This window comes from Ferrithrix thermotolerans DSM 19514 (assembly GCF_900128965.1).
Classification (GTDB): domain Bacteria; phylum Actinomycetota; class Acidimicrobiia; order Acidimicrobiales; family Acidimicrobiaceae; genus Ferrithrix; species Ferrithrix thermotolerans.
The window spans coordinates 14,426-39,673 of the sequence record NZ_FQUL01000013.1 but is presented as its reverse complement, the minus strand read 5'-3'; the positions used below and the strand labels follow the sequence as shown (position 1 = coordinate 39,673).

At 51.7% G+C, this 25,248-nt stretch carries 19 protein-coding genes, 3 tRNA genes and 1 other RNA gene; 6 read left to right on the top strand and 17 right to left on the bottom strand.

Annotation, left to right across the window (positions count from 1 at the left end):
• Position 1 precedes the first annotated feature (1 nt).
• Genes BUA24_RS05790 through BUA24_RS05780 form a run of 3 tightly spaced genes read left to right on the top strand, consistent with a single transcriptional unit; the run spans position 2 to position 3,766 of the window.
• Entirely contained in the window at positions 2 to 1,186 is a 1,185-nt protein-coding gene (locus BUA24_RS05790; RefSeq protein WP_072789868.1) for a homogentisate 1,2-dioxygenase, read from the top strand.
• A gap of 25 nt (positions 1,187 to 1,211) precedes the next feature.
• Positions 1,212 to 2,174 carry an MBL fold metallo-hydrolase gene (locus BUA24_RS05785; protein WP_072789865.1) on the top strand — a complete coding sequence of 321 codons (963 nt, stop codon included), beginning with the start codon at positions 1,212 to 1,214 and terminating at the stop codon, positions 2,172 to 2,174.
• Positions 2,153 to 3,766, top strand: a complete 1,614-nt coding sequence (locus tag BUA24_RS05780; protein ID WP_084660238.1) for an FAD-dependent monooxygenase — start codon at positions 2,153 to 2,155, stop codon at positions 3,764 to 3,766. The genes BUA24_RS05785 and BUA24_RS05780 overlap by 22 nt, the downstream gene beginning before the upstream one ends.
• Before the next feature lie 79 nt (positions 3,767 to 3,845).
• Here the strand turns inward: BUA24_RS05780 and BUA24_RS05775 are convergent, their stop codons facing one another.
• From BUA24_RS05775 to BUA24_RS05730, 10 genes are all read right to left on the bottom strand, one after another.
• Positions 3,846 to 4,094 carry a DUF2892 domain-containing protein gene (locus tag BUA24_RS05775; RefSeq protein ID WP_084660237.1) on the bottom strand — a complete coding sequence of 83 codons (249 nt, stop codon included), beginning with the start codon at positions 4,092 to 4,094 and terminating at the stop codon, positions 3,846 to 3,848.
• A gap of 659 nt (positions 4,095 to 4,753) precedes the next feature.
• A tRNA-Arg gene (locus tag BUA24_RS05770) sits at positions 4,754 to 4,826 on the bottom strand.
• A 47-nt stretch (positions 4,827 to 4,873) separates the two neighbouring features.
• Complete coding sequence (locus BUA24_RS05765; RefSeq protein ID WP_072789862.1) at positions 4,874 to 6,310, bottom strand: GuaB1 family IMP dehydrogenase-related protein; 1,437 nt, start codon at positions 6,308 to 6,310, stop codon at positions 4,874 to 4,876.
• Between the two features lie 29 nt (positions 6,311 to 6,339).
• Positions 6,340 to 7,797 carry a glutamate synthase subunit beta gene (locus BUA24_RS05760; protein ID WP_072789859.1) on the bottom strand — a complete coding sequence of 486 codons (1,458 nt, stop codon included), beginning with the start codon at positions 7,795 to 7,797 and terminating at the stop codon, positions 6,340 to 6,342.
• Positions 7,797 to 12,290 (bottom strand): glutamate synthase large subunit, encoded by a 4,494-nt coding sequence (gltB, locus tag BUA24_RS05755; protein WP_072789856.1) that lies wholly within the window; start codon positions 12,288 to 12,290, stop codon positions 7,797 to 7,799. Before gltB ends, BUA24_RS05760 begins: the two co-directional genes overlap by 1 nt.
• Positions 12,291 to 12,436: 146 nt before the next feature.
• Positions 12,437 to 12,841, bottom strand: a complete 405-nt coding sequence (locus tag BUA24_RS05750) for a hypothetical protein (protein ID WP_072789853.1) — start codon at positions 12,839 to 12,841, stop codon at positions 12,437 to 12,439.
• A 230-nt stretch (positions 12,842 to 13,071) separates the two neighbouring features.
• Positions 13,072 to 14,031: a pirin family protein gene (locus BUA24_RS05745; protein WP_072789850.1), complete on the bottom strand. Its 960-nt coding sequence runs from the start codon at positions 14,029 to 14,031 to the stop codon at positions 13,072 to 13,074.
• A gap of 94 nt (positions 14,032 to 14,125) precedes the next feature.
• Positions 14,126 to 17,059: an AAA family ATPase gene (locus BUA24_RS05740; protein WP_072789847.1), complete on the bottom strand. Its 2,934-nt coding sequence runs from the start codon at positions 17,057 to 17,059 to the stop codon at positions 14,126 to 14,128.
• Complete coding sequence (locus tag BUA24_RS05735; protein ID WP_072789844.1) at positions 17,056 to 18,351, bottom strand: metallophosphoesterase family protein; 1,296 nt, start codon at positions 18,349 to 18,351, stop codon at positions 17,056 to 17,058. The genes BUA24_RS05740 and BUA24_RS05735 overlap by 4 nt, the downstream gene beginning before the upstream one ends.
• 219 nt (positions 18,352 to 18,570) lie before the next feature.
• Positions 18,571 to 19,359: an SCO4651 family lipoprotein gene (locus BUA24_RS05730; protein ID WP_178138721.1), complete on the bottom strand. Its 789-nt coding sequence runs from the start codon at positions 19,357 to 19,359 to the stop codon at positions 18,571 to 18,573.
• Positions 19,360 to 19,621: 262 nt separating this feature from the next.
• Between BUA24_RS05730 and BUA24_RS05725 the strand changes: the two genes are divergently transcribed.
• Positions 19,622 to 20,821: a MarP family serine protease gene (locus BUA24_RS05725; RefSeq protein WP_072789838.1), complete on the top strand. Its 1,200-nt coding sequence runs from the start codon at positions 19,622 to 19,624 to the stop codon at positions 20,819 to 20,821.
• A gap of 440 nt (positions 20,822 to 21,261) precedes the next feature.
• Positions 21,262 to 22,212: an MBL fold metallo-hydrolase gene (locus BUA24_RS05720; protein WP_072789836.1), complete on the top strand. Its 951-nt coding sequence runs from the start codon at positions 21,262 to 21,264 to the stop codon at positions 22,210 to 22,212.
• 126 nt (positions 22,213 to 22,338) lie between these two features.
• On the opposite strand, the gene BUA24_RS12465 is transcribed toward BUA24_RS05720, so the two are convergent.
• From BUA24_RS12465 to ffs, 4 genes are all read right to left on the bottom strand, one after another.
• Positions 22,339 to 22,425, bottom strand: a tRNA-Ser gene (locus tag BUA24_RS12465).
• A gap of 5 nt (positions 22,426 to 22,430) precedes the next feature.
• Entirely contained in the window at positions 22,431 to 22,889 is a 459-nt protein-coding gene (locus BUA24_RS05715; RefSeq protein WP_143146417.1) for a nucleoside deaminase, read from the bottom strand.
• A gap of 109 nt (positions 22,890 to 22,998) precedes the next feature.
• Positions 22,999 to 23,637 (bottom strand): TetR/AcrR family transcriptional regulator, encoded by a 639-nt coding sequence (locus tag BUA24_RS05710; protein WP_072789833.1) that lies wholly within the window; start codon positions 23,635 to 23,637, stop codon positions 22,999 to 23,001.
• A 142-nt stretch (positions 23,638 to 23,779) separates the two neighbouring features.
• An RNA gene (gene ffs, locus BUA24_RS05705) (signal recognition particle sRNA small type) lies at positions 23,780 to 23,878 on the bottom strand.
• Positions 23,879 to 23,925: 47 nt separating this feature from the next.
• Here ffs and BUA24_RS05700 point away from each other — a divergent pair.
• Positions 23,926 to 24,010: transfer RNA gene (locus BUA24_RS05700), tRNA-Ser, on the top strand.
• Positions 24,011 to 24,044: 34 nt separating this feature from the next.
• Here BUA24_RS05700 and BUA24_RS05695 read toward each other — a convergent pair.
• The 3 genes from BUA24_RS05695 to BUA24_RS05685 are packed head-to-tail and all read right to left on the bottom strand — an operon-like array spanning position 24,045 to position 25,246.
• The gene (locus BUA24_RS05695) at positions 24,045 to 24,428 is read right to left on the bottom strand and encodes a fluoride efflux transporter FluC (RefSeq protein WP_072789830.1); all 384 of its coding nucleotides are present in this window, start codon (positions 24,426 to 24,428) and stop codon (positions 24,045 to 24,047) included.
• A 2-nt stretch (positions 24,429 to 24,430) separates the two neighbouring features.
• On the bottom strand, positions 24,431 to 24,769 hold the full coding sequence (locus BUA24_RS05690; protein WP_072789827.1) for a DUF190 domain-containing protein: 339 nt from the start codon (positions 24,767 to 24,769) through the stop codon (positions 24,431 to 24,433).
• Positions 24,770 to 25,246 carry a fluoride efflux transporter FluC gene (locus BUA24_RS05685; protein ID WP_072789825.1) on the bottom strand — a complete coding sequence of 159 codons (477 nt, stop codon included), beginning with the start codon at positions 25,244 to 25,246 and terminating at the stop codon, positions 24,770 to 24,772.
• Positions 25,247 to 25,248: the final 2 nt, after the last annotated feature.

Below are 25,248 nucleotides of genomic sequence, written 5' to 3'. Positions count from 1 at the left end.
CTTGCCTTACTACAGACGCGTTGGCGAGATTCCAAGAAAACGTCATCAGATTTTCCGTGATGAGCAGGGGAACCTCATCTTTGAAGAGCTAATGGGAAAGGAAGGTTTCGCTGCAGAGTCTTCGCTTCTCTACCACATGCGCCCGCCAACGGCGATCGTGGAGGTCGAGTCGGTAACTGGAGATCTAGAGGAACAGCTGCACACTAACGCTCCGCTTCTACCGAGGCACTTTAAGACCGGTCTGCTCTCAGGAAAAGGCGGCGATGCGAACCTGGACAGACGCGTGTTGCTCGGTAATGACGAGATAAAAGTTGGCTTTGTGAGCTCTGATACTCCTTCGGTATTGTATCGGAACGCGCTTGGTGACGAGTGTTTATTTGTTGTTCGGGGTGAAGGTCAGATTCAAAGTGTCTTTGGATCTTTGGAGATAAAAAGCGGGGACTACGTTCTAATTCCAGCCTCAACCACCTTCAAGGTTGTTCCGACCGGTTCTGGGTACCTTGATCTTTTGACGGTTGAGGCGAAAGGTCATATCGAGTTTCCAAAGCGATACTTGACTGCTAGAGGTCAGTTTCTTGAGTCGGCACCTCTCTGTGAGAGAGACCTTGTTGGACCTGAGCTTCCACTTGTTTTAGAGGGAGAAGATGTTGATGTTTATGTGAAACATCGCGGAGGCATCACACGCTACTTTTACTCTTCACACCCCTTCGATGTGGTTGGCTGGGACGGTTGTCTCTACCCCTTCGTCTTTAGCATCTATGACTTTGAACCCATAGTGAAGAGATTTCACGCTCCGCCACCTGTGCATCAGGTTTTCGAGGGTAACGGCTTTGTCGTATGCTCATTTCTTCCTAGACCTTATGACTTTGATCCAACGGCGGTGCCGGCTCCTTATAGTCATGCAAACGTAGACTCAGATGAGGTGCTTTTTTACTATAAAGGTGACTTTATGTCCCGGAGGGGGTCTGGCATCGAAGAAGGGTCGATCTCTCTCCACCCAGCCGGTTTTATTCATGGACCTCAGCCGGGATCGGTAGAAGCGTCCCTCGAGGCTAAGGGGACCGAAGAGGTAGCAGTCATGATAGACACCTTCAATCCCTTACGTATTGGGGACGCCGCTTATCTCATAGAGGACTCGGGGTACCCCTGGAGTTGGTCTAAGCGGCATGGTCTATCGGATAGATGAGAAAAGAAAGCGAAGGTAGAGATAGGTGAGTGAAAAACCCTTTGCATCCTCTGAGGATCTTGCGGAGAAGGTAGAGACCTTTGAAGTGATCGCTCCAGGGGTATATGCGATGAGTGCTGAAGGAGATCCCAACGTAGGAGCTATTGAGGCGAGAGACTATCTGATATGCATCGAGGCACGCGCAACTCCAGTGGCAGCGCAGAGCTGGCTTAGGAGGCTTAGAGAGGAGACAGATAAGCCGATTAGATATCTTGTGCTCTCTCACTATCATGCAGTAAGAGTGCTGGGAGCATCGGCCTTTGGTGCTGAGGAGATCGTAGCTCATACAAATACTAGAGACCTGATTCTTGAGCGTGGCAAGGAAGACTGGGACTCGGAGTTTCAACGAATGCCTCGGCTCTTCAAAGAACCTGAGTCAATTCCTGGTTTGACCTATCCCACCATGGTCTTTAGAGACCATATGGAGATAGATCTTGGAGGGGACAGAGGAACCATTCACCTGTCGTGGCTAGGGAAGGGACACACCAAAGGTGACATAGTGGTTTGGCTTCCAAGGGAGAAAGTTCTCTTCGCCGGCGATCTAGTGGAGGCTGAGGCGGCTTTATACACAGGCGACGCCTACCACCTAGAGTGGGCATCGAGTACTCTTGACAAGGTAAAGTCCCTCGGTGCCGAGGTGCTTGTTGGAGGTAGGGGCAAGGTCGTCTACGGCGAAAAAGCTGTGGATAACGCTATCGAACAGTCGAGAGACTTTCTAAACACCCTTATAAGTGAGACTGCGAAGACGATCGAGGCGAAGGGAACTCTAAAAGATGCATTTGACGCAGTCTATAAAGCTCTTGCCCCAAAGTACGCAACATGGCCGATCTTTGAGCACACTGTTCCCTTCGATGTGGCAAGGGTTTTCGATGAACTAAATGGTATAGCCGATCCAATTGTGTGGACCAAGGAGCGTGACTTGGAGATATGGAACCAGCTGCAGAGGTGACAGCAGGTCATCAAGACCGTCTGGTCTCGAACTCCCTCTTCGACGTAGTGGTTGTAGGAGCGGGTCCGGTGGGTCAGAGCACCGCTTTAGCTTGTGCGAAGTGGGGTCTTCGAACGCTGGTATTAGAACAGCTAGAACAACGCAGCGCACCTGGATCGAAGTCACTTTGCCAGCAACGAGAGGTACTTGATACCTGGGCTTCGTTGGGGGCTGGTGTCATAGCTGAAATGGGGCTTACTTGGTCTAAGGGCCGGACTTACTATCAAGACCATGAACTATTTGTAGTCGACCTTAAAGACCCTGACCGGTCCATACTTCCGCCATTTGTAAATATCTCACAGGCCGAGGTCGAGTCGGTTCTCCTTGACCTAATATCAAAAAACCCATTGATCGACCTTAGATACGCTGTAGAGGCCGTTGGCGTAGGGACCGATGAGCAAGGTGCCTTTGTCGAGATAAAAGGTTCCCTCGGCCACCAGGTCCTTCGGTCGCGGTGGGTGGTGCTATGCAGTGGAGTTCACTCGGACAGGCTCAGGTCGCAGTTGGGCGTAGAGTTTGAGGGACGAACCTTTGATGATCTCTTCTTGATATGTGACATCCGATGTGAACTCGATGAGTTCAAAGGAGAACGGCGGTTTTACTTCGATCCACCCTGGAATAGGGGACGTCAAGTGTTGATTCATGAGCAACCTAACGGAATCTGGAGGATCGACTGGCAAGTCCCAGATGGATTTGATCTAACCTCTGAGGAAGAGACAGGTGGGGTTGAAAGACGTATACGTGAGATCGTGGGGGAGCGACCCTACGAGCTGCTATGGAGATCTATATACAGGTTTCACGGCAAAGTAGCCTCTAGGTTTCGTAGCGGAGCGGTCTTCCTGGCGGGAGATGCTGCCCACGTAGTAGCTCCTTTTGGGGCTCGGGGTCTCAACAGCGGCGTTCACGATGCAGAGAATCTGGCTTGGAAGCTAGGTCTCCTCAAGGCGAAGGTAGCTGGAGAGAAGCTTCTCGACTCCTATGACGCAGAGCGGCGGGCGGCCGCTCTGGAGAACTTGGAGGTTACGAGCGAGACGATGCGGTTCTTGGTTCCCCATGGCGAAGAAGAGCGCAGAAGGCGGGTGTCACTTCTAGAAAGAGCACGCTCTGGTGACGATGAGGCGATAGAACAGGTCGACTCGGGTCGGCTTTATGAACCCTTTTGGTATGTGGACTCTCCTTTGACGACGAAGAGACCGGATAGAACCTTCAAGGGTCGCCCACGGAGAGGTTCCGCTCCACCACCGGTACCTGGAGTGTGCTTCCCAGATGTTGCGCTTGGGGAGGAGTTTCTTCCCAAAACACGTGTAAGGGAACTCCTGCACGATGGCTTTAGCGTCTTTGGAAACTCTATGTGTAAGAGCGCCTGTGATCGCCCTTATGTACAGCTTTTGCTGTGGTCCGAGGTAGACCCCACGCAAACTCTTAGACACGCACTACGTGTGGATGATAGCCAGGCAGTAGTCGTGAGACCCGATGCTCACATTGCTGGATTCTGTGACAGTACCGTCGAGATCTCCGATGTTTTAGATCAAGCTATGGGTCTTTTGCAGTAGCGACAATCAGCTGCAATCAGACCCCGAAGCAGTATCACTGTTTCTAGTTGAAACCTGGATGGGGTCTGTGAGATGTCTCCTACCTTACCCCTTGACTCATCTTTAGAGCTTTGCCACCCGATAAAGGAGCGCCTATTAGGGCGGAGACTGCGCAGATGTTTACGACTCCAGCGAGTATGGGAACCAGATCTACGATCACCAACACGTCTCGTACTGTGGTGGAGGTCATCATTAGACCTACTGCGATAATCGCAGCTCCGATTACGATCCGTGCAACTCTTCCTGCCGGCTTAGTCATTGTACATGCTACCGCCATATTCTTTTTCATGATTCGTCCTTGAAAGCTTCGATATCTATTCGGAGTCAAGTGGGGTTTGTATTTTGCTAACCTGACTTAGTGCCAGACAAAAAGTGGACGTCGTCGTATCGGTACGCCACTGCGACATAGCGCTGACTATGACTGCATTTTGGGGATAGAGCGGTATTTGCTTGTGCATGCTAGGTTCTCTACGTTCCCGACCTCACCGCCATCTGGAGAAGCTTTCGATATGGTTACGGTTTTAGACCGCGTCTGTAGGTCGACGATCACTTCTGAGGCAGTCCGTCAGACGCCTGTCGTTTGGTTCCGTTCCGTGTAACTACAAAGTGATGAGGACGTAGAAGCCAAAGACTATAACTACTGACCACAGTGCAGTGATGGTTAGGTTACGTTTTCCGAACTAGAGTATTGAGCTAAGCCACCTCAAGCTCGAGGGTACTGGCGGAACGAATCATACGCAGAGGCGAACGCAATGAAAGCCGTCTTGAAAAAAGAGCAATTCGTGCGATAGGGATGTGACACATCTTTTACTACGCCCCCAAACCACCCATGTGCTTAGAACCTTGACACATGGGTCATTCTGACAAAGTAGAGCTACTTGCTGCAGAGGGGCTGACCCTTATGAGGTCGAGATAACTGAAAAACTTCTTGGGATTGGATCAGCGTAGCGCGCTCGGAGGGATTCGAACCCCCAACCCTCTGATCCGAAGTCAGATGCTCTATCCGTTGAGCTACGAGCGCCTTTAGTGTTATACCATAGTTGATGCAACTGCAAGTTAGGGCTTTACCTACCACCCCTGCTGTACAGGTTTTCCCTCTTTGAATCCAGCTGGGCTTTGGATGCCCAATAGAGCCTTTTCTTGAAACTCTGCGATGTTCCTAGCTCCTGTGTATGTAAAGGAACTTCGTACTCCAGCGACGATGTGATCGATAAGATCCTCGGCTCCAGGTCTTTCAGGATCGTTGTAGATACGTCCCTGCGATATCCCCTCTTCAAATAAAGACTTTCGAGCTCGGTCAAATGAAGAGTCTGAGGTGGTGCGGTTCTTTACCGCTCTTGCAGAGGCCATTCCAAAGCTCTCCTTGTACAGTCGACCGGAGCTGTCCCGATAGAGATCGCCAGGGGACTCTAGTGTACCGACAAACCAGGACCCCACCATCACGTTCGACGCTCCAGCGGCTAGCGCAAGAGCAACGTCTCTTGGGTACTTAACACCGCCATCTGCCCAGACATGCCCGCCGAGTCTCTTGGCCTCTGTGGCGCACTCTATAACGGCGGATAGTTGTGGTCGACCTACTCCTGTCATCATTCTTGTGGTACACATGGCGCCCGGACCGACCCCAACCTTTACTACGTTTGCACCTGCATTTATAATGTCTCTGACGCCCGACGCCGTCACCACGTTGCCAGCAACAATGGTTACTTTCAGATCCAAAGCTGCGACCGTCTCAATAGCGTCCAACATCTTTTGCTGGTGTCCATGTGCAGTATCTATAACTAAGGTGTCGATCTCCAGTTCTGCGAGTTCTGTGGCAAGGCGGGCGACGTCACCGTTTATCCCGATAGCAGCGGCTATACGTAACCTTCCTTTTGCGTCGATGTTCGGTGTGTAAAGCGTTGCCCGTAAGGCTCCCTTCCTAGTCAACACTCCTACAAGCCGATTCTGCGAGTCGGTGACAGGAGCAAGCTTGTGTCTATCCTCTTCCAGGCGCTCAAAGGCTTCCTTTGGGTTGATGTCTTCTTTGAAGGTAAGAAGATCACTTGACATGACATCTTTGAGCTGGGTGAATCGATCGACGCCTTCAAGGTCGCTCTCGGTTACGATCCCAACAGGTGTCCCGCCGCTTACAACGATCACTGCTCCATGTGCGCGCTTGGAGATGAGTGAAAGACCTTCCCCAACCGTTGAGCTTGGTGAGAGCGTTAGAGCGGTGTCGTGTACGAGATGTCTCGACTTTACCCAGCGCACTACCTCTCCAACCACATCAACGGGAATGTCTTGGGGAATCACGACCAGGCCTCCCCGTCGTGCCACCACCTCAGCCATTCGGCGACCGGCTACCGCTGTCATGTTAGCGATCACCAAAGGAATGGTTGTTCCGCTTCCATCTTTGGTGGATAGATCTACGTCGTGGCGAGATGATATCGACGACTTCGAAGGTACCAAAAAGACATCGTCGTAGGTTAGCTCGTAGGGAGGACTGTCACCGGAAATGAATCTCACAAAGGATCAAGACTAGCTGACGTTCCACCTTATAGAGCCAAGGCTCGAGTATCTGTCTGAATTGGGGCTGGAAGGAAGCTCTCGCCCATGAGGTAACGGTCAACGGCCTTGGCGACAGATCTTCCTTCCGCGATAGCCCATACGATCAGAGACTGACCACGTCTGCAGTCACCAGCGGCGAAGAGTCCCTCCTCAACCATCCAATCTCTATCTGTCTGAATGTTTGAGCGAGGGTCCGTGGGAAGAGGACTGCCGTTTTGCACAGTCTTTTCAGGACCAAGAAACCCTGTTGCAATCAGCACAAGGTCAGCCTCGATTCTCCTTTGGCTGCCAGGTATCTCTTCAAATCTAAGACCAGAGTCCGTCATCTTCATCTCTACCTCGACCACCTCGAGGGCTTGTACCTTTCCATCGGATCCTATGAAGCGCTTTGTACTGAGGGAAAACATACGGTCTCCGCCCTCTTCATGCGCCGATGATATGCGATATAGTGTTGGCCAGGTAGGCCAAGGGTTGGAAGCCGGTCTCTCTCTTGGTGGTTCGGGCATTATCTCAAGTTGTACAACTGAGCGTGCGCCTTGACGATGTACTGTTCCGAGGCAGTCAGCTCCTGTGTCTCCACCTCCAACTATCACGACGGCCTTGTCTTTAGCACTCATGGGATGAAACGGAAGCTCTTTCAGTGCGACCCGGTTTGCCAACGGAAGAAACTCCATGGCCTGGTAGATCCCCGATAGCTCACGGCCTTCGACCTCGATCTCTCTCGGCACACCTGCGCCAATACAGAGTACGACGGCGTCGTATCTTCCTCTCAGTTCAGAGAGTGTCATGTCGATGCCGATCTCAGTGTTGCATATAAAGGTGATCCCCTCGGCCCTAAGCTGTGTTAATCTGCGCTCGAGTACCCACTTCTCCATCTTGAACTCAGGTATGCCGTAGCGCAGGAGACCACCTGGCTTGTCCGAGCGTTCATATACGTCAACACTATGACCGGCTCGCCGAAGCTGTTGAGCTGCCGCGAGTCCTGATGGTCCAGATCCAACGACAGCAACACGTCTCCCGGTCTCTGCGACTGGATCTATGGGTTGTATGAGTCCGTGTTCGAAGGCGTGTTCAGCTATTGACTTCTCGACCAGCTCGATAGAGACTGGGTCGCTGTTGATGCCAAGAACACAGGCGGTCTCACAGGGAGCAGGGCAAAGTCGTCCTGTGAACTCCGGAAAGTTGTTTGTCGCATGAAGGCGATCGATCGCTCGGTCGAACTCCTCCCGATATACCAAGTCGTTCCACTCCGGGATGAGATTCCCTAGTGGACATCCTTGATGGCAAAACGGAATACCGCAGTCCATGCAACGAGACGCCTGCTGTGTTACAAAGTCCGAAGCTATAGGGTTATACACCTCCCGCCAGTCCTTCAGACGGAGTTCAACTGGCCTTCTCTGCGCTTGACCTCTGGTGAACTTAAGGAAGCCTCTGGGATCTGCCACTACTTACCTCCAACCCCTGTTAGCTCGAGAGTCTGGTCTTTCTGTGCCAACACCGCTTTGTAGTCTCGTGGAAATACCTTTACGAAACTGGCTAGGGAGTCTTCAAAGTTTTGAAGAATTGCGTTCGCAACAGATGACCCTGTGAGAGTGTGATGTATCTCGAGGGCATCTTTTATAAACGCTACATCTTCTTCTGAAAGAGGATCTAGGTCCACCATCTCTGGATTGACGTTTCTAGGGGCCAGACCGTCAGGGTCGTACAGATACGCCTCGCCGCCCGACATTCCCGCACCGAAGTTCCTTCCTGTTGGTCCCAAGACGATCACCCGGCCTCCAGTCATGTACTCACAGCCATGATCCCCGACTCCTTCGACGACGGCAGTAGCTCCAGAGTTGCGAACAGCGAAGCGTTCGCCGACGATACCGCGCACATAGAGTTCTCCGCTCGTGGCACCGTACAGTAAGACGTTTCCTGCGATTATGTTGTCCTCGGCAACGAAGGGTGAGCTGCGATGGGGTTTCAGAACTATCTTTCCTCCTGAGAGCCCCTTTCCTACGTAGTCGTTGGCATCACCTTCGAGATCTATGGTGATGCCCCGAGGCAGAAAGGCTCCTAGAGACTGCCCGGCAGATCCCTCTAGGTGTAGATAGATCGTATCGTCAGGCAGACCTTTACCTCCATGGGTTTTGGTTAGCTCGTAACCAATGGTTGTCCCTACGGTCCTGTCGGTGTTCTTGACCTTGAAGCTGCCTTTGTAGGGCGTACCTTTGCGAATCGATGTCCTACAAAGCTCCAAGATCTTGTAGTCCAAGGTGTCCGTAGGCAACTCCCTGGAAGAAGGCTTATAGCTACGCTCCTGACCAGGCCATGGATCGATCGTCTTGAGCATTGGGGCGAGGTCAAGCGTTTTAGCCTTGGGGTTTGAAGCTAACGTCGAGACGTCCAGAAGCTCGCTGTGTCCGACGGCTTCTTGGATGGAACGAAAGCCGAGCTTGGCTAGGTACTGTCGAACCTCTTCCGCAAGGAACTCAAAGAAGGTCTCTACGAACTCAGGCTTTCCGCTGAAACGCTTTCTGAGTTCGGGGTTTTGCGTTGCGATGCCGACGGGACAGGTGTCTAGGTGGCATACTCTCATCATGATGCAACCCGATACCACCAACGGAGCGGTTGCAAAGCCGAACTCCTCTGCCCCAAGCAGGGCTGCGATAACCACATCCCGTCCGGTCTTGAGTTGACCGTCGGTCTGTACTACGACTCGGTCGCGCAGGCCGTTTAGCAAGAGAGTCTGCTGTACCTCGGCCAGACCAAGTTCCCAGGGAGCTCCAGCGTGCTTGAGCGAGTTGAGCGGGCTTGCGCCCGTGCCGCCGTCGGACCCCGAGATCAAGATCACATCAGCGTGCGCCTTGGCGACCCCGGCAGCGACAGTACCAACGCCGGCCTCCGCTACGAGCTTTACATGCACTCTTGCCTCGGGGTTGGCTGCTTTGAGATCGTATATCAGTTGCGCAAGATCCTCTATTGAGTAGATGTCATGATGGGGCGGCGGAGATATGAGCCCAACGCCGGGAGTGGAGTACCTTGTCTTAGCGATCCAGGGGTACACCTTTTCTCCAGGAAGCTGTCCGCCTTCTCCTGGTTTGGCACCTTGAGCCATCTTGATCTGGATGTCATCGGCGTTTACCAAATACTCTGAGGTCACTCCGAAACGACCCGAGGCGACCTGCTTGATCGCTGATCGTCGAGAGTCGCCGTTTGCATCAGGCACGAATCGATCGGGATCCTCACCACCCTCACCGGTATTGGATTTGCCACCCAGACGATTCATAGCGATCGCCAGAGTCTCGTGTGCTTCTTGCGATATAGAGCCATACGACATAGCTCCGGTAGAGAACCGCTTTACTATCTCGCTAACGGGCTCTACCTCATCTATTGGGACAGGCTCCCTCACACCTTCTTTGAAGGTAAGTAACCCTCGCAGTGTGGCTAGCCGCTTCGACTGGTCGTCAACGAGGCGTGTGTAGTCCCTAAAGACGTCAAATCGTTTGGTTCTTGTGGAGTGCTGTAGTTTAAAGACTGTCTCAGGGTTGAATAGGTGATACTCACCCTCTCTTCGCCACTGGTACTCGCCACCGACCTCTAGGTCTCTAAAGGCAAACTCCGCAGGTCGTTCAAGGTGTGCAAGCCTGTGACGCCTTAGAACCTCATCTGATATCTCAGACAGGGTCACACCCCCAATCTTGGAGGATGTTCCGCTAAAGTATCGCTCCACTACCTCGTTGCTCAGTCCGATCGCTTCATATACCTGGGATCCGCGATAAGAGGCGATAGTTGAGATGCCCATCTTCGACATGATCTTTGTAACGCCCTTACCGCAGGCCTTGATGTAGTTCTTGATCGCCTTCTGAGGGGTGATCCCCGTAATCTTCCCATCCCTTATGAGGTCAACGACCGTCTCAAAGGCAAGATATGGGTTGATCGCTCCGGCTCCATATGCCAAGAGAAGTGCCATGTGATGCACCTCGCGTGCGTCGCCCACCTCTGCAACAAGAGCGATCTTGGTGCGAAGCTGTTCTTGAACTAGTCTTTGATGTACTGCAGAGACAAAGAGAAGCGACGGTATCGGAGCTAGCTCCCTATTTGAGTGACGATCGGAGAGGATGATCGTATTCTTGCCGTCGTAAATAGCTTCGATTACAGATTCGATCACGGCTTCAAGAGCACTCTCCAAAGCGGCTCCGCCACCGTTCACCTCGTAGAGACAGTCCACTACGTAGGAGGAGAATCCCGGTGTCTCACCGCTCTCATTGATATACATGAGCTTGGCTAGATCGTCGTTAGGGATGATCGGGTACGGTAACTGGATCTGGCGCACCGATAGCGGCTCTGGCTTCAACAAGTTACGCTCTGGCCCTATCGTCGCAGCGGTAGAGGTTACGATCTCTTCCCTTATAGCATCTAAAGGCGGATTGGTGACCTGGGCGAACAGCTGTGTGAAGTAATCAAAAAGTAGCCGGGGTCGTTCGGACAGCACCGCAAGAGGAGTGTCAGATCCCATAGAACCTACTGGTTCTTGACCTGTAGTAGCCATGGGTGCAAGCAGTATCCTTAGGTCTTCTTCGCTGTATCCAAATAGTCGCTGATGGGTGACGATGGAGCTGTGCTGCGGAGTAAGCATGGATCGGGGCGGCAACTTGTCGATCTCGAGTAGATTCTCTTCGATCCAACTGGCATAGGGATGCTGTGTTGCAAGAGTCTTTTTGATCTCCTCATCCGATACGATCTGTCCTTTAGCTGTATCGATCAGAAACATCCGCCCGGGCTGCAACCGTCCTTTGCGTATTACCTTGGCTGGATCAACTTCGACAACGCCGACCTCAGAAGCCATAATCACCTCGTCATCGCTGGTTACCCAGTAGCGTGACGGCCTGAGTCCGTTTCTGTCCAGAACCGCTCCGATAAGGGTTCCATCGGTAAAGGCGATGGAGGCGGGACCGTCCCAGGGCTCCATCAGCGATGCGTGAAAGCGATAAAACTCACGCTTGTCCGGATCCATATCGGTGTTGTTCTCCCAAGCCTCGGGGATCATCATCATGACTGCATGGGGTAGTGAGCGCCCGCCAAGATGAAGCAGTTCAAGAACTTCATCGAAAGAGGCGGAGTCGGAGCCGCCAGGGGTGACGATAGGAAAGATTCGAGATAGATCACCGCCGATCTCGGCGCTCTCCAGCAAACTCTGGCGCGCTCTCATCCAGTTGCGGTTCCCCTTGATAGTGTTTATCTCGCCGTTGTGAGCGCTAAGGCGAAAGGGTTGCGCCAGCGACCATGCGGGAAAGGTGTTGGTTGAGAACCTTGAATGTACCAAGGCGATTGCGCTTTTGAGGTCAGGGTCGTCTAGGTCTAAGAAGTACTCCCTAACTTGAGGCGTGGTGAGCATGCCTTTATAGATGAGCGTTCTGGTGGAAAGAGATGGGAAGTAAAGTCCCTTGATCTCGTGCTCCGACCGCTTTCTAAGGACAAAGCCCTGGCGCTCTAGCGCTAGATCGGATGCTCCTTTAGCTGAGGAGATGAAGACCTGAATCATCTCAGGCTCGTTTGTAAGAGCGGTTTTTCCAAGTGTAGAGTTATCCCTCGGCACTTCTCTGAGTCCGAGAAGCTCTAGTGACTCTTCTTTGCAGATCCTCTGCAGAGTCTCAAGGCTAGAGGTGACGTCTTCGGTGCAAAAGGCTATCCCTGAGAGGTATGAACCTAACGGGGGAAGCTCGAAGGATACTCTCGTCCTTAGAAACTCATCTGGCATCTGTATAAGGATGCCCGCACCGTCACCTGTGTCAGGCTCACTTCCAGTTGCCCCTCGATGCTCCATATTTAATAGGGCTGCCAGTCCGTCCTCGATCACTTTGTGAGACTTGTGACCTTTTATGTTTACTATGAAGGCTACCCCGCAAGCGTCGTGTTCGAACTCGGGAGAGTATAGACCTATGTGAAAAGCCAATGTCTTTGATCCTTTGCCATAGTTATCCGTGTATGGGTGACTTTGGTTCGGGACGACGGTGGCCCGGTGAACGTCTTTGAAAGTATTACTTTAGCGTTAAATGTTGGAGTACGACGCGTACCACCAGAAAAAGAAGTGGCGTTAGTTTAGCCCGCCAAGAAGACACCAAGCGTCAGAGCGGCTACGGCGGTAAGGCCGGAGAGCGATCCCCACAAGGCGATCTGCGATTTCGACTTCGCACGTTGATGCAGATATGCGGCGAGACCGGCCAAAAGCGCGACGGTTATCTTGACCCCTAAAACTATCTTCCAAGCGGTGGTGACGGTGTTCATATTGAAAGTTGCTACGTTCCATAGGCCGGTGGCGATGAGAACCACGTACGCTGGCCAGGCAAGCCGACTAAAGGCCTTAGTGATGGCGGCAGTGGTCGTCTCCCCAGCACCTCTAAGTGTTGGGACCATGCCCAGCAGCGTAAACTGGTCGCCGACCCAGATTGAAGCAGCAAGCACATGTAGTGTAAGCCTAAGTGCGGTAAGTGATGAAGCCAGCAATGGTTTCCTCCGAGTTGTACAAGACGGGCTAATTCTACTGTCTTTTGCCGAGTTATAGACCCTCCGAGCCTGCTACGACGAGGTGACTATGTTGAACTCTCGACCTTGGCAAGGTTCTTTCTTTCATGTCTCGGAGCGGCCCAACAGCACAATTCCCCTAGTTCATGTTTCGGTAAGTTTAGACCTAGAGACCAGACCGAACTTGCCTTGGTCTTTTGTCTGTCGGTCCATTAGTTTATCCACTGTGCTGGCACGGTGCCCATTCGCCCTCTCTGGTAGTCTTCAATAGCCTCGACGATCTCTTCCTTGGTGTTCATTACGAACGGACCGTAGTGAACTACCGGTTCCCTTATCGGCTGACCGCCGAGCAACAAGATCTCCACCGCTTTAGTACTAGAACTCTGTTCCTTCTTGCTTTGCAGCAAGATAGCGTCGCCGTCTCCGAAGTCGACCAGCTGATGTGATCGAAATGGTGCTCGCTCATGGCCCGCCCATCCCTCTCCCTCCAAGATATAAGCGAGGGCGTTGTAGGCGGGGTTCCACTCAAGACGCAGCTGTGAGTCGGGGTACATCGTCACATGGGCGTAGGTGATTGGAGTATGAGTTGAGCCCGCTCCCCGATGGCCATCGAGCTCTCCGGCTATGAGCCGGATAAGGCAACTTCCATCTTCGTTGGTAAGGAGAGCGAGGTCGGACTTCTCTATCGCTTGGTATCGAGGAGGACTCCACTTCTTTGATCTGGGTAGATTTACCCAGAGTTGGACGCCGTGAGACAGTCCGCCTTTTTCAATGATCTTTTCCGACGGAAGTTCGTCGTGAAGGATGCCTGAGCCTGCCGTCATCCACTGAGTGTCTCCCTCGGATATGACGCCGCCTCCCCCTTGCGAGTCACGATGTACCATCTGTCCATCGGTTAGGTAGGTTACGGTTTCAAATCCTCTGTGAGGATGCCATGGGGCGCCCTTTGCCTCTTTGGGTTCATAGACCACAGGACCCATCTGATCTAAAAATATGAACGGATCGGTTCTTTGCATGGTAGAGCCAAAGAACCCCCTCCACACCTCAAATCCAGCTCCTTCGACGCCATGAGGGGCGGTCGATACCTTGTACACCTTGCGCCACCTTTTTGTAGCATCTGGTGCCTTCACTCTTGGAAGAACTAAGAGATTGTCAACGCTTACCGAAGGCATCTTTGGCCTCCCTCTAAATTGTTTTGGTTACTTACTTGTCTCGCTGTAGATCTTGAACATCTTTGTAAGTGAATTTATTCAACTTTGAACAACTTTAGCCAGCCTGGATTACTGCGGCCTCGCGCTTTGTGATTTGGCGAAAGAGCTCTCTTTCTCGTTCGTGGCAACTTAGCATGATGATCTGCCTGTCGTTCTGCGCTGCAATATCTTTGAGCGCTTCCATCGCCGCATGAGTTCGCAAGTAGTCAAAGTTTACGAAGACGTCGTCTAGGACTATAGGGTATCTAAACTTGTTCTGTCCGTGAGTCTCAATGTAGCCAAGACGAATGGCTAGAGCAAGCTCTTCTAGGGTCCCAGTGGATAGCTGTCGAAGGGTAAGCCTTTTGTTGGAAGGGTAGGCTTCGACGAACAAGGTTCCGTCCTGTGGGTCGCCGGTTCTAATGGTGCGGTAGCGTCCTTGCGTGATGGTTTCGAAGATCTGTGAGGCTTTGTCTAGGACCTCTGGCCTGCTTGAGCGCTCCCTATACTCTTTTATCTCTTGTAATACTCTGATGGTGGCTTCTAACACCAGGTACTCCTCAACGGCGTTGCTCAACTGCTCTTTCTTCGAAAAGTACCCGATCTCCTTCGTTAGAGGTGAGAGCTCTTCTGCAAGTCTGATCTCTGCGTTTAGACCCCCCTGTTCGTTCTGAAGTTCAAGAAGACGTGATGACAGCTCATCTCTTTGACCTTCAAGCTCATTTACAGTTTGGCTTAACTCCTCTGGTGTCAGTGCGTTTAGGAGATCTATCTCTTCGCTCAAGTAGGTACTTCTAAGTCTCTCTAGGCTTGTCTTGTATCTCGCTAGGAGTTCTTGATAGGCCACTATGTTTCTTGCTATGTCCTTCAGTCTGTCTACCGTGGCCTTGCTTGAGTATTCATCGTTGAGTTGAACTTCAACGCCGAGAGCTTTGAAATATGATTCAGCCTGTTCGGCCAGGGTCGCTACTTCGTTTTGGTCTTTAGAAAACTCTGCATCTAGCTGGGCTATCAAGCTGTGGTATTCGGCTTTTTTCTCTAAGGCGTTGTGATGTTTTAGGAGTATCTCATCTACCTTTTTATCGATCACTAACAATGTAGAGGGATCTTGGTATGTCGTATCGAAACCTAGCTGGCTGGCGAGGCTCAGTGTCTTTGTGAGCTCGTCCTCCTTTTTTGCCCGAAGTTCATCGTTGTGGTTGTACCTAGCCTCCAAGGTTTTCAGCTCTGCGAGGTTCTGAAGATAAAGGGGAGCGTGCTCGACGTTTACCTTAGCGTTGAAACCGCAGTGCCGAAATACCTCGTCGATGCGGGACTGCAGTTTATTTAAACGCTCTTCATAGGTGGTAATCTTCGACGCAAGTTCTTCGTGGCGCCTTACCTTTTCACAGACTCTAGCGAGCTGGCCGGTAAGTTCTTGGAGCTGGTCTTTTTTTATTCGTCTTTCGTTCTCTATCTCAAAGGAGCTGAGCTTACTCTTAGACAACTGCTTACCTGCGTATACCTGGACTGCTTTTAGCTCCTCTTTGAACTCGACCCGCTTTGTTTTTTGGAACGCTAGCCAGGCGAGATACAGAGATAGTAGCAGTTCGAGGATCGTGGCCAAGGCGCCGTAGATGACCCGTCGAGATACCTGCACTATAAGAGAGACTACGAGAAGAACCATCAAAACAAGCACGACAGTCGTTGGAAGCTTTAGGGCCTTTGCTGCTTCGATCTCCTGCTGCTTTAGTGTGTATAGGGTTTCAAGTGCAACTATCGACTCTTGTACCTTCTCGATATCTTGGGAGAGAGAGGCGCACGCATCCAAGTTATTTTGCGTGTCGCCCAGGCTGGTGAGTTCTCTCTCAAGGATGCTGATCTGGTCGATGCAACCCTTGGCCTCGGAGTAAAGCTCCTGAACCTCTATGTTTGTAGAGGCTGTAAGGATCAGATCGCCTACGTTAGATGCTTCACCACGATCTATTCCAAGGCGCTGGCAGATGGAGAGGATCTCTTTTACTGTGTCACTTTGGAGATCTTTTAGGGAAGCGATCTCCTGACTCAATGGATAAAGTGGCGTCGTATCTAAGAGACTATATAGCTCGAGGCGATCACCGTCTATGACCTCGCTATCTGTGCGCTCAAGGTCCTTTGCGTACTCTTGCCGCCTGGTCATTTTGATATGCATTTGGCTCTGTAACTGAGATATAGCCTCTATCTTTGAGATCTCTGCGTCTAGGGAAGGCAACGACTCAGGGAGATGTAAGAGGGGTATATTTGAACGTTTGGACTCCGCCTCGATTGCGTTGACTTTGAGGTCGGTGATCGCTTTGCAGAGGTAGATCCTTGCCTCCACCTCCTTTAGCAGCTCACTTTTTTGCTGAATTTCATCCTTGACGCTATTTAGTTGAGAGATCTTTTTTTCATACTCGCCTACACTGCGTCTGTCCTCCCTGAGAGACTTATCCAGAGATCGTAGGTCTAGACCTAGTCTGTTGATCGCTGGATTCCGGGCATTAGCCTTAGGGCTAAAAAGCTTTTCGCGCCGGTCTTTTAGTTCATCGATCAAGCGTCGTAGTGCAGCTCCTTCTTCGAAGTTTCCAAAGATAGCTAACTGGCCGAGGAACTCCTGAAGCCTGTCGTCAGACATCTCCGCTATAGTTGCAGCCTCTTTGGAGTCGATGCAGTAGACCATCGAATAAAGTTGCGGATCAAGACTTGATCGAGCGCTTTCAAAGGCCTGCGCTGCAGGCGAAGGGACGTAAGTTGGGGTAGGTCCCCCAAATACAACCTCAACCTCCCCCTCTGCGAATACAATTCGTAGTTTCCCCTGTGACTGCCGTTGTGTGGTTTTAGCTCGTCGGCGCCCACCACCGGTAGCCGGTTGACAAAGAGAGGAGATCAAAAAGCCTCTTATGGTGGACTTCCCGGCTTCGTTTGGTCCATAGATAAGGTCTAATCCCCCAGTTAGCGACAGGTCGATCGATCGCTGATCAAAGGTGGTCGTTTGAATCTGGAGTATCTTCACTGTATCTCCTGGTCGCCTCGAACAGCTAGGAGTAGATCTCTAAGATTCTGCGTTACTGAGTGCTCCAGATCCAAAAGCAACTCATCGTCGCCTTGGATCCTCTTCACCTCTTCTTGCACCTGTGGAAGGGTAAGTTTTTCCAGCTCTAAAAGGGCAGACCGAAGAGCGCGTGCGTTAAGCTCAGGATCTCTCTCTCTAAGTATGGAGTAAGACTCCAAAGAGGCGCCACGAAGAGATGGGAATCCTACGTCGTCTTCTTGGCTCTCTTTACGTTTGATGGAGGTAACGAACACAGCCGTAGGTACAGAAGCCCCAAGGAAGTACTCCTTTAGCTCTTCGATAACAGCTTCCTCGTCAAAGACCGCTAAGTTCCATTGTGCCCTCACAGTAGCCCTTACCACGACCGCTTTAGTGCTATCACCTTGGTACCTAGGTATTAGTTGACTCTCCACCTTTAGAGCTATGGCCTCTGTCATGGTATCTGTGTCACAAGGCTCTTTTATCTCAACCTCGATCTGTTCGAAGACAACCGGTCCAAGTTGGATGAAGCGGAGATTTGTTCGAAAGTCTCCTTCGACCTCGACCAGGTAGCACCCTTTCGGCCCTTGCTCCGTGGGTTTTAGTGACAGGCCCTGAGTGTTTCCGCTGTAGACGATGTAAGGACTCTCCTCTACGATCTGCCGTTTGTGGATGTGGCCCAGTGCTACGTAGTCGAACCCCTTTGATCTAAGGGTCGATACGGTGGTGGGAGCATAGTTAGCGTGATTCTTGTCGGTCCCTAAAGACGCATGCAGAACAGCAATAGAGTAACGGTCGTTTGAAGGAGGAGTCAGATAGCCTGAGAGATCTTCGCTCTCTGATCTTGATGCAAATGATACGCCTTGAATCTCGACGACCTCTCCGGAGCCTGTGCGAAGGGTATAAATGTTGCTTTGCCGTGGCGCAAAGACGTGTACGTTTTCCAGTGAGACATCGGACGGGATGAGTCCGCCCTGATCTACAGGGTCGTGGTTGCCCTGAACTATGTAGATAGAGACGCCGGCGTCACTAAGCCGTCTGAGTCCTTCTAACAGCCGCTTACGGGCGCGAAGCCCTCGATCCCTTCCATCGTAGATATCTCCTGCAAGTAGAACGAAGTCGACCTTGTGATCCAAGGCGGTCGTTACGAGGCGCTCCCATGCAGTTACAGAGGCGTCTCTAAGGACCTCAAATAACTTGTCATCTACATCTTGCACGCCCTGAAAGGGAGTGTCCAGGTGAAGATCGGATGCGTGGATAAATTTAAAACTCACTGTCGTTGGACTACTCCACTTGGTCGATAATAGGCTTCAAGCTTTAAAGGTAAAGTTACTGTGTTACAAAACCGCTCGGTGGTCAAAGACGACTGTCATTGCTGCCTTTGGTGACGAAGAAGGACCTCTTTGACTTTGAGCTCTTGGAGAGACTTTAGCCCAAGAAAACTTATATGCCTGCGCTAAGAATACCTAAGCAATCTCTCTATAAAAGATCCTCTACCCCTGCCCTGAGATCTGTGAGTAGGGTATCTTGGCGGTCTCGTTAGACGGGGGAGGGGTGATCGATACAGGCTCTCCGTCGTGGAAGAAGTCCATTGTCAAATCAACGTTTCCTACCTTGGTGTCGATCGGCACCGCAAGTTGGCGTATGACCCCGTTTGGGCTTATCCAAACCGTAAAGTTCAAAACAGATGGCAGGATTCCTCCGGCACCTTTTATCGCCGTGGTTAGGTTCGATGGAAGCTGGTTAGCCGACTTCTTCAGATTTACTTGGCCCTTGTACTCAAGGGTTGATTTGCCAAGCACAGTTGCTGTTCCAACCTTGGTCACCTTGCCAGAGGTCTCCCTTAGCAAGGAAGCAAACTGTAGCGGATCTGCGCTCTGTCCGGCTAAGAATGACGATGCGCCAGAGAGTCCGGACTTTGGGAGGGTCACTGCATACCACTTGGCACTAGATACAGACGCACTTTGCTGTGTGGGCGGTACGTGTATATATAGCGTGCCGTTGTAGATAATCGTGGTCTCGGTACCTCCGACTGCCGGTGAGTTGATCTGCACGTCGATGTTCGGTCCTGATGATGCGATCTGTTCTACTCCCCTGGCAGTGATGTCCAAGTTCTGACCCTGAGCAGAGACATCCTCGGAGAGCGAGAAGTGAAAGGAGGTTAGATTGTCGGTCTTGTTGGCGTAACTTTGCAGTGTTGCAGCGCTAGTGGGAGCGTTAGCTGGCGTAAGAGCCGCAGAGGTCGCGGATCCGCACGCAGCCAGGGTCAAGCTTCCGGCCACCAAGATCCAAGGCACTGATCTGTTGGATGAGCGCATGGAAACTCCGATCTTATAGGTAGAGGTTATGGTTTTAGCTTAGACGGAACGTTGCTAGCGTAAAGGAATAAATTAATTCAAGATTTGGGTCGAACTCAGATGAGTGTATCGTGAAAAGCGGCGTCTGCTCAGGGCTCTTTATGCTTATCTAAATAAATCCCAACTACTCTTGACACTGATGTTTTCTGTCCAAATGGCCCGCAACGTGGTAGTGAAGAGCTAGGTAGTGCGTATCTTTGGCGAAGTTGCTGGTTTCGACCTAGTCGACGTGGTACTTCTGGCTCTGATAGCCTATGCCATGGTCCGAGGTATTAGGACCGGAGCGGCGATCCAGCTCGGTTCTTACGGCGGTTTTTGGGTTGGATTAGTTCTAGGGGCCTTCGGAGCCCCGGTATTTGCGCGTCTGTTTGCGCCTGGACTCGCAAGAACCGTTGTATCGTTGGTTATTGTCTTCGGTACAGCCTCCATTGTTGCAGGACTTGGGCGTCACCTCGGCACCTCTGCGTCTAGGTCGCTTAGACACATAAAGCTTGGCAAGGTGGACTCTGCGGTGGGTGGAGGTGTCTCCGCTATTGCTCTCATGTTAGGCGTTTGGATCTTTGCTGCGGTAGCGGTCAACTCGCCCTTTATGACGTTGTCCTCGGAGGTGGCTAACTCCAGGGTTGTGGGTTTAATCGATAACGTCATGCCCCCTGCTCCTTCTGTATTTGCCAGACTGGACGCTCTAATTGGTTCGGCGGGCTTCCCCTCTGTGTTTGCATCGCTTCCGCCGGCTCTGGCTGGACCCGTGACGTTGCCGGGAGCACAGGTTGTGCAAAGTACTGCTGCGAAGGTTGAGGCATCAACGGTCAAGATTGAAGGTGTGGGATGCGGCAACATCTTAGAAGGCTCCGGATTTGTGATAGCTCCTGGCTTGGTGGTCACAAACGCTCACGTGGTGGCTGGGATCGCTAATCCGGTTGTAATCGATTCAACGGGTGATCATCCTGCTCGAGCTGTCTGGTTCAACCCCAAGTTCGACATCGCTGTTCTATCTACCCCAGGCGTTAGCGATCCTCCGCTGCAGATCGACCCCTCAGAGGTGTCACGGGGCACAGAGGCGGTTGTACTTGGATATCCAGAAGGCGGTCCGCTTACGATCGGGTCTGCTGGAGTAATGGCGGTATTTGAGGCAAGGGGCCGAGACATCTACAATCAGGGCCTTACCATCAGACTCGTCTACCAGTTGGAGGCGATCGTAAGGCCCGGCAACTCTGGAGGACCACTCATAGACACTCAAAACGGTGAGGTCATCGGGGTGGTATTTTCTCGTTCGACTACAAACCCTCATGTTGGCTTTGCTCTAGCGTCCCCAGGCGTCTTGAATCAGATCAGGCAAGCTGAGGCGTCACATCATTATGTATCCACCGGCGCCTGCGTCGACTAGAGCTCTGTGATCTGTGAGGGACTGAGATCAAGTAGCTCCAGGGACGTCTCTTCATCGTAGTTTCAACTCTGGCAATGAGATTTAACTACGCTACATTGGCCTTGCGACCTATCATAGGTTTTAGGTGGGTCGACCTTGTCTTCGTTACCTGGTGTTTTTGTCGTATCGCCGGTTAGTGGCAACTAGAGTAGCTCTAGGTCGTGTCGACAGCGAGTGAACCTCATCTAAGCGTGTATCCTTGGTCGAAGTGGTGTGGTATAGGTATCTACAACCGTAGTTGGTGTGTCGTAGGTGTGGCTTTTTGGCAGGATAAGGGAGCTATCTCCGCTTCGGATGAAGTCTGATACCAAGAAGTAGGCGTTAGATCTCAACTGGGTCCATTTTCAGATCTGACAGATCGATGATTTTCTTTGCAGTTAGTTTGTCTCTAAGATTGTGAGATGAACCCAAAAGACAAGGCGCTTGTAACTGAGATCGCTCCGTCGGTCTATCAGATCGATACGATGCTAGGTGGCTGGAACAAGGTGACCGCAGGGTACCTGATCGGCAAGAGAGAACCATTGCTAATTGAGACCGGGAGTCAGAGTTCTGTGCCGGTTTTACTGGAGGCGCTCAAGACTCTGAACGTTTCGTCGTCAGATCTAGCTGGGGTTGCGGTAACCCATATCCATCTTGATCACGCAGGCGGTGTTGGGGACGTAGCTTTAGCTTTTCCTAACGCAAAGGTGTACGTTCACGAAAAAGGCGCCAGGCACCTGGCTGATCCACAACGACTTGTAGCATCCGCGTCGATGGTATATGGGGAGTTGCTCGACTCTTTATATGGGCGAATGATGCCAACACCCTCCGAGCGAATCAAGGTTCTGCTCGACGGGGAAAAGGTATCGGTGGATCACGAAGAGAAGATAGTGGCGATTGATTCACCGGGTCACGCCAAACATCATTTGGGTTTCTTTCACGAAGAGTCGGGACTTCTCTTTAGTGGGGATGCGGTTGGCGTGAAATTGCCTGACGTCGGGGTGCTGTGGCCAGCAACACCTCCGCCTGACTTCGATCTAGAGCTTTTCTTAGGCTCTCTTGAACGCTTTAGGGCTTATAAACCGAAAGGTCTCGCATTTGCGCACTATGGAGTTGTGGAGTCTCCGGATGAGACTCTCTCTGAGTCTCGGGACATCATCACAAGGTGGGCCGAGGTTGCAACTGCCGCCTTTCGTTCAGGGGCGTCTATCGACGATGCGTTACAGATCGAGTTTGATGCGATGCTGTCTAACGTGCCCCAAAAAGCTAGAGAGAGAGCCGAGACGCTGAGCGGCGTACACTCCAACGCCCAGGGGCTGCGGAGATGGCTCAGTAAGCTTGGAGACGGGGGAGCAAGGACGGAACTGTCCTAACTGACGGTTAGTTGAGGTATCAAGTACAGAAAAACCGGTTAGCCAACTAAGCAGAACCTCTTAGCCCTCTCCTAAGGAGCTAGGCGACTCAGTGTCCAGCTGCCTGAATCAGACAGCTGGACGTTGCGGAGGGAGTGGGATTTGAACCCACGGTACCCTTGCGGGTACAGCGGTTTTCGAGACCGCCCGATTCGGCCACTCTCGCATCCCTCCAGTATCTAGCTCGAACGGAGTTTGAGGAAGAAAGTCGAAAGCTTCTCAGCACAGCTTTGCTCAAGAACCCCTGACGTCACCTCAACTTCAAAGTTTAGCCGTGGGTCACAGCATAGGTTATACAAAGTTGAAGCCGCACCGGCTTTGGGATCAAATGCTCCAAAAACTAAACGATCGCACCTAGCTAGAACTAAGGCTCCAGCACACATTGGACATGGCTCTAAAGTACTGTAAAGAGTCACTTCACTTAGATACATGGTACCCAAAGCCTTTATGGCGTCGGAGATAGCAAGATACTCTGCATGCGCCAGCGGATCTCTTTGTAACTCCTTTTCGTTGTGGCGTCGAGATATCACTTCGTTCTCGTACACGCATACCGCTCCGATTGGAACGTCTCCATGGATAACAGCAAGGTCAGCTTCTTCAAGGGCGACCTCCATAAAGAGGCGGTCTTTATCGGTCAAATTCTCACCCCGCACCAACTTACTTTTCTAACAGTGAGATGGTGGCGTTCTTTAGCCGTTAGATCTTTGACATTGGATGTGATCTCGAGGTGGGATGTGTGCTTTGAACTTAGCAAGACCTCGCCCTTATCTCTTCCAGCTCCTTCTTCAGGCCGTTAGCCAAAGCAGAGATTCCGATCTCAAAGGCCGTCTTGGCGCGCAAGCTCTTGGTCGGATTGAGTTCGATCGACTTTTTGAGTAGCGGAACGTTGTCGTCTAGTCCGTTCGTGTCTATCATGATCTCTGGAGCCACCATGTCAATAGCAGATCCCAAAAGAAAAGACTCAACGGCGGTTATTCTTGTGGCTGTAAGCTCTAAAGGCCAGCCTGCCTCTAAAAATCCTCGAACTACACCTTCATACATGTAAAGAGCCACGGGTGCAGACACGGGCTTGGTGGCTAAGAGCTTTATGGTGTTTGGATGGGCTGCAAAGGCTTGAATGTATGAGCGAGCCCACTCGATGAGGGCTTGATCCCACGGGAGGCTGTCAAAGACGCTAGAGTCGATCGGCTTTGTTACCACCGCTCTGACCAGCTCCGTTAGCTCGTCCTTTGAGCGAATATGGTTGTATAGAGAAGATGTCTTGACATTAAGCTCTCTAGCGACGTTCCCAAGGGTGTAGGCTTGCTCGCCTTGCTCCTCGATTACCTTGAGTGCAGCCTCCGCTATTTTCTCCTTGTTCAACAAGGGAGTTTTCGGTCTCGCCACCTACTCTAACCTCTCTCAGGGAAATTGACTACTAAGTGTAATATAACTCACAGGAGTATCTGCCCAAGGACGACGGAGCGTCTTCACCTCACATAGCTAAGTGATCCTTAGGTAGATTGCACCAAACACTGCGTCTTGGCGCAACAGCCAGACTTACTGCGGCACCCACAGCTTCTCGCTGAGAGCTGCTGCCTTCCGGCCCTGACTCGGTTCACGAGGCTGCGCCGCGCAGGGTCCAGCTGCTGCGCCAAAACGCTTTTCTACCTACTATGATAGTCATTCAAATCCGGAGGGGTGCGAGAGTGGCCGAATCGGCGCGATTGGAAATCGCGTGTGGGGAGACTCACCGTGGGTTCGAATCCCACCTCCTCCGCATTTATATTCCCGACAGTCCGGGTCATCGACTCTTAGGCTCGTCGAACAAGCTCGAATACGGCTAAGTAGGCGGTGAGTCCTAGAGCTATGCTCCCTGCTAGATTTGCAAAACCTGACAGGCGTGTTCCTCTTTGGGTAAGCATCGCAAAGGACTCGTAGATGAGAGTCGAAAAGGTCGTAAATCCTCCGAGAAATCCTACACCAAGCACTGAAGCGATGAGTTTTGATAGCTCCGAGATCGACCCCAAGGCATCCACAGCTCCTAAGGCTGCTGCCCCAATTAGGTTCACGGTCAAGGTGCCAAAGGGGAAGTAGGAGGAGGTTCTCGTCTGAACGAAACGGTCCAGCATGTACCTCGATACTGCTCCTGTGCCACCGAAGGCTCCGATAAGTACTGCCCGTAGCACGTCTGTCATCACTATGAAAGTCTTGTGTGGTGGATCTCGGAGATCGTTAGGAAAGTTCCTGGTAGTTCGTCTCTTAGCCATGTTAGAAACTCATCTGTTTTCGACTGCTCGCCATCTACCAAGACGACCATCTCGCCTCTGTCGTCCTCGAGCGACAGAAGATGCCCTATCTCTAGCCGATGGGAAGATCCGTATCCTTCAACAGCCCTGAAGACAGATGCGCCCATGAAAGAGAGCTCCATAGCCTTCTTGACGATAGCTTCAGCGGCGGGTCTTTTCCTTATGGTGTCGGACTGATTGAGATAGATCACCAATTGGAGCCCTTTGGTTAGATTGAAAGCTTCTAGCACCTAGGATCCTTTCCTCTGCGAGCTTATTAGGCGAACAGATACAACACTTGAGGTAAAGGCAGCCAGACCAAAAAACAAGGTCAGTGTTGCATAAAGTAGTGCCAGAAAGTCGCTGTGGCTCTGCGCCAAGGCGATAGTCCCAGCACATAGTGAAGAGAAGGTGGTGAGTCCGCCGCAGAGTCCTGTGCCAAGTGTTGCCCTAATCCTTTGAGCGCCTAAAGGACTAAACTCCTCGATGTAAGTGACCACGCCGCCTAGGATCAGTGATCCTATCATGTTGGCCAATAATATGCCGATCGGCAAGGAAGCTATTGGGTGCATCCCGCTAAGTAGGTATCTGATTACGGTTCCGATAGCTCCACCAGCGAAGATCAAGGAGTAAGTCTTGTTGAACGACCGCCACACATCTGTAATGTTAGCGGCACCAAGGTGATGTCGGCAACCTCTATCACCTGTGACTAGCGGCTCTAGAAACAAAC

Bases quoted from the DNA above. Each gene is read 5' to 3' on its own strand.
- BUA24_RS05780 (WP_084660238.1), top strand. From the start codon at position 2,153: ATGGAACCAGCTGCAGAGGTGACAGCAGGTCATCAAGACCGTCTGGTC.
- BUA24_RS05775 (WP_084660237.1), bottom strand. From the start codon at position 4,094: ATGAAAAAGAATATGGCGGTAGCATGTACAATGACTAAGCCGGCAGGA.
- BUA24_RS05745 (WP_072789850.1), bottom strand. From the start codon at position 14,031: ATGCCTTCGGTAAGCGTTGACAATCTCTTAGTTCTTCCAAGAGTGAAG.
- BUA24_RS05720 (WP_072789836.1), top strand. From the start codon at position 21,262: ATGAACCCAAAAGACAAGGCGCTTGTAACTGAGATCGCTCCGTCGGTC.
- BUA24_RS05695 (WP_072789830.1), bottom strand. From the start codon at position 24,428: ATGACAGACGTGCTACGGGCAGTACTTATCGGAGCCTTCGGTGGCACA.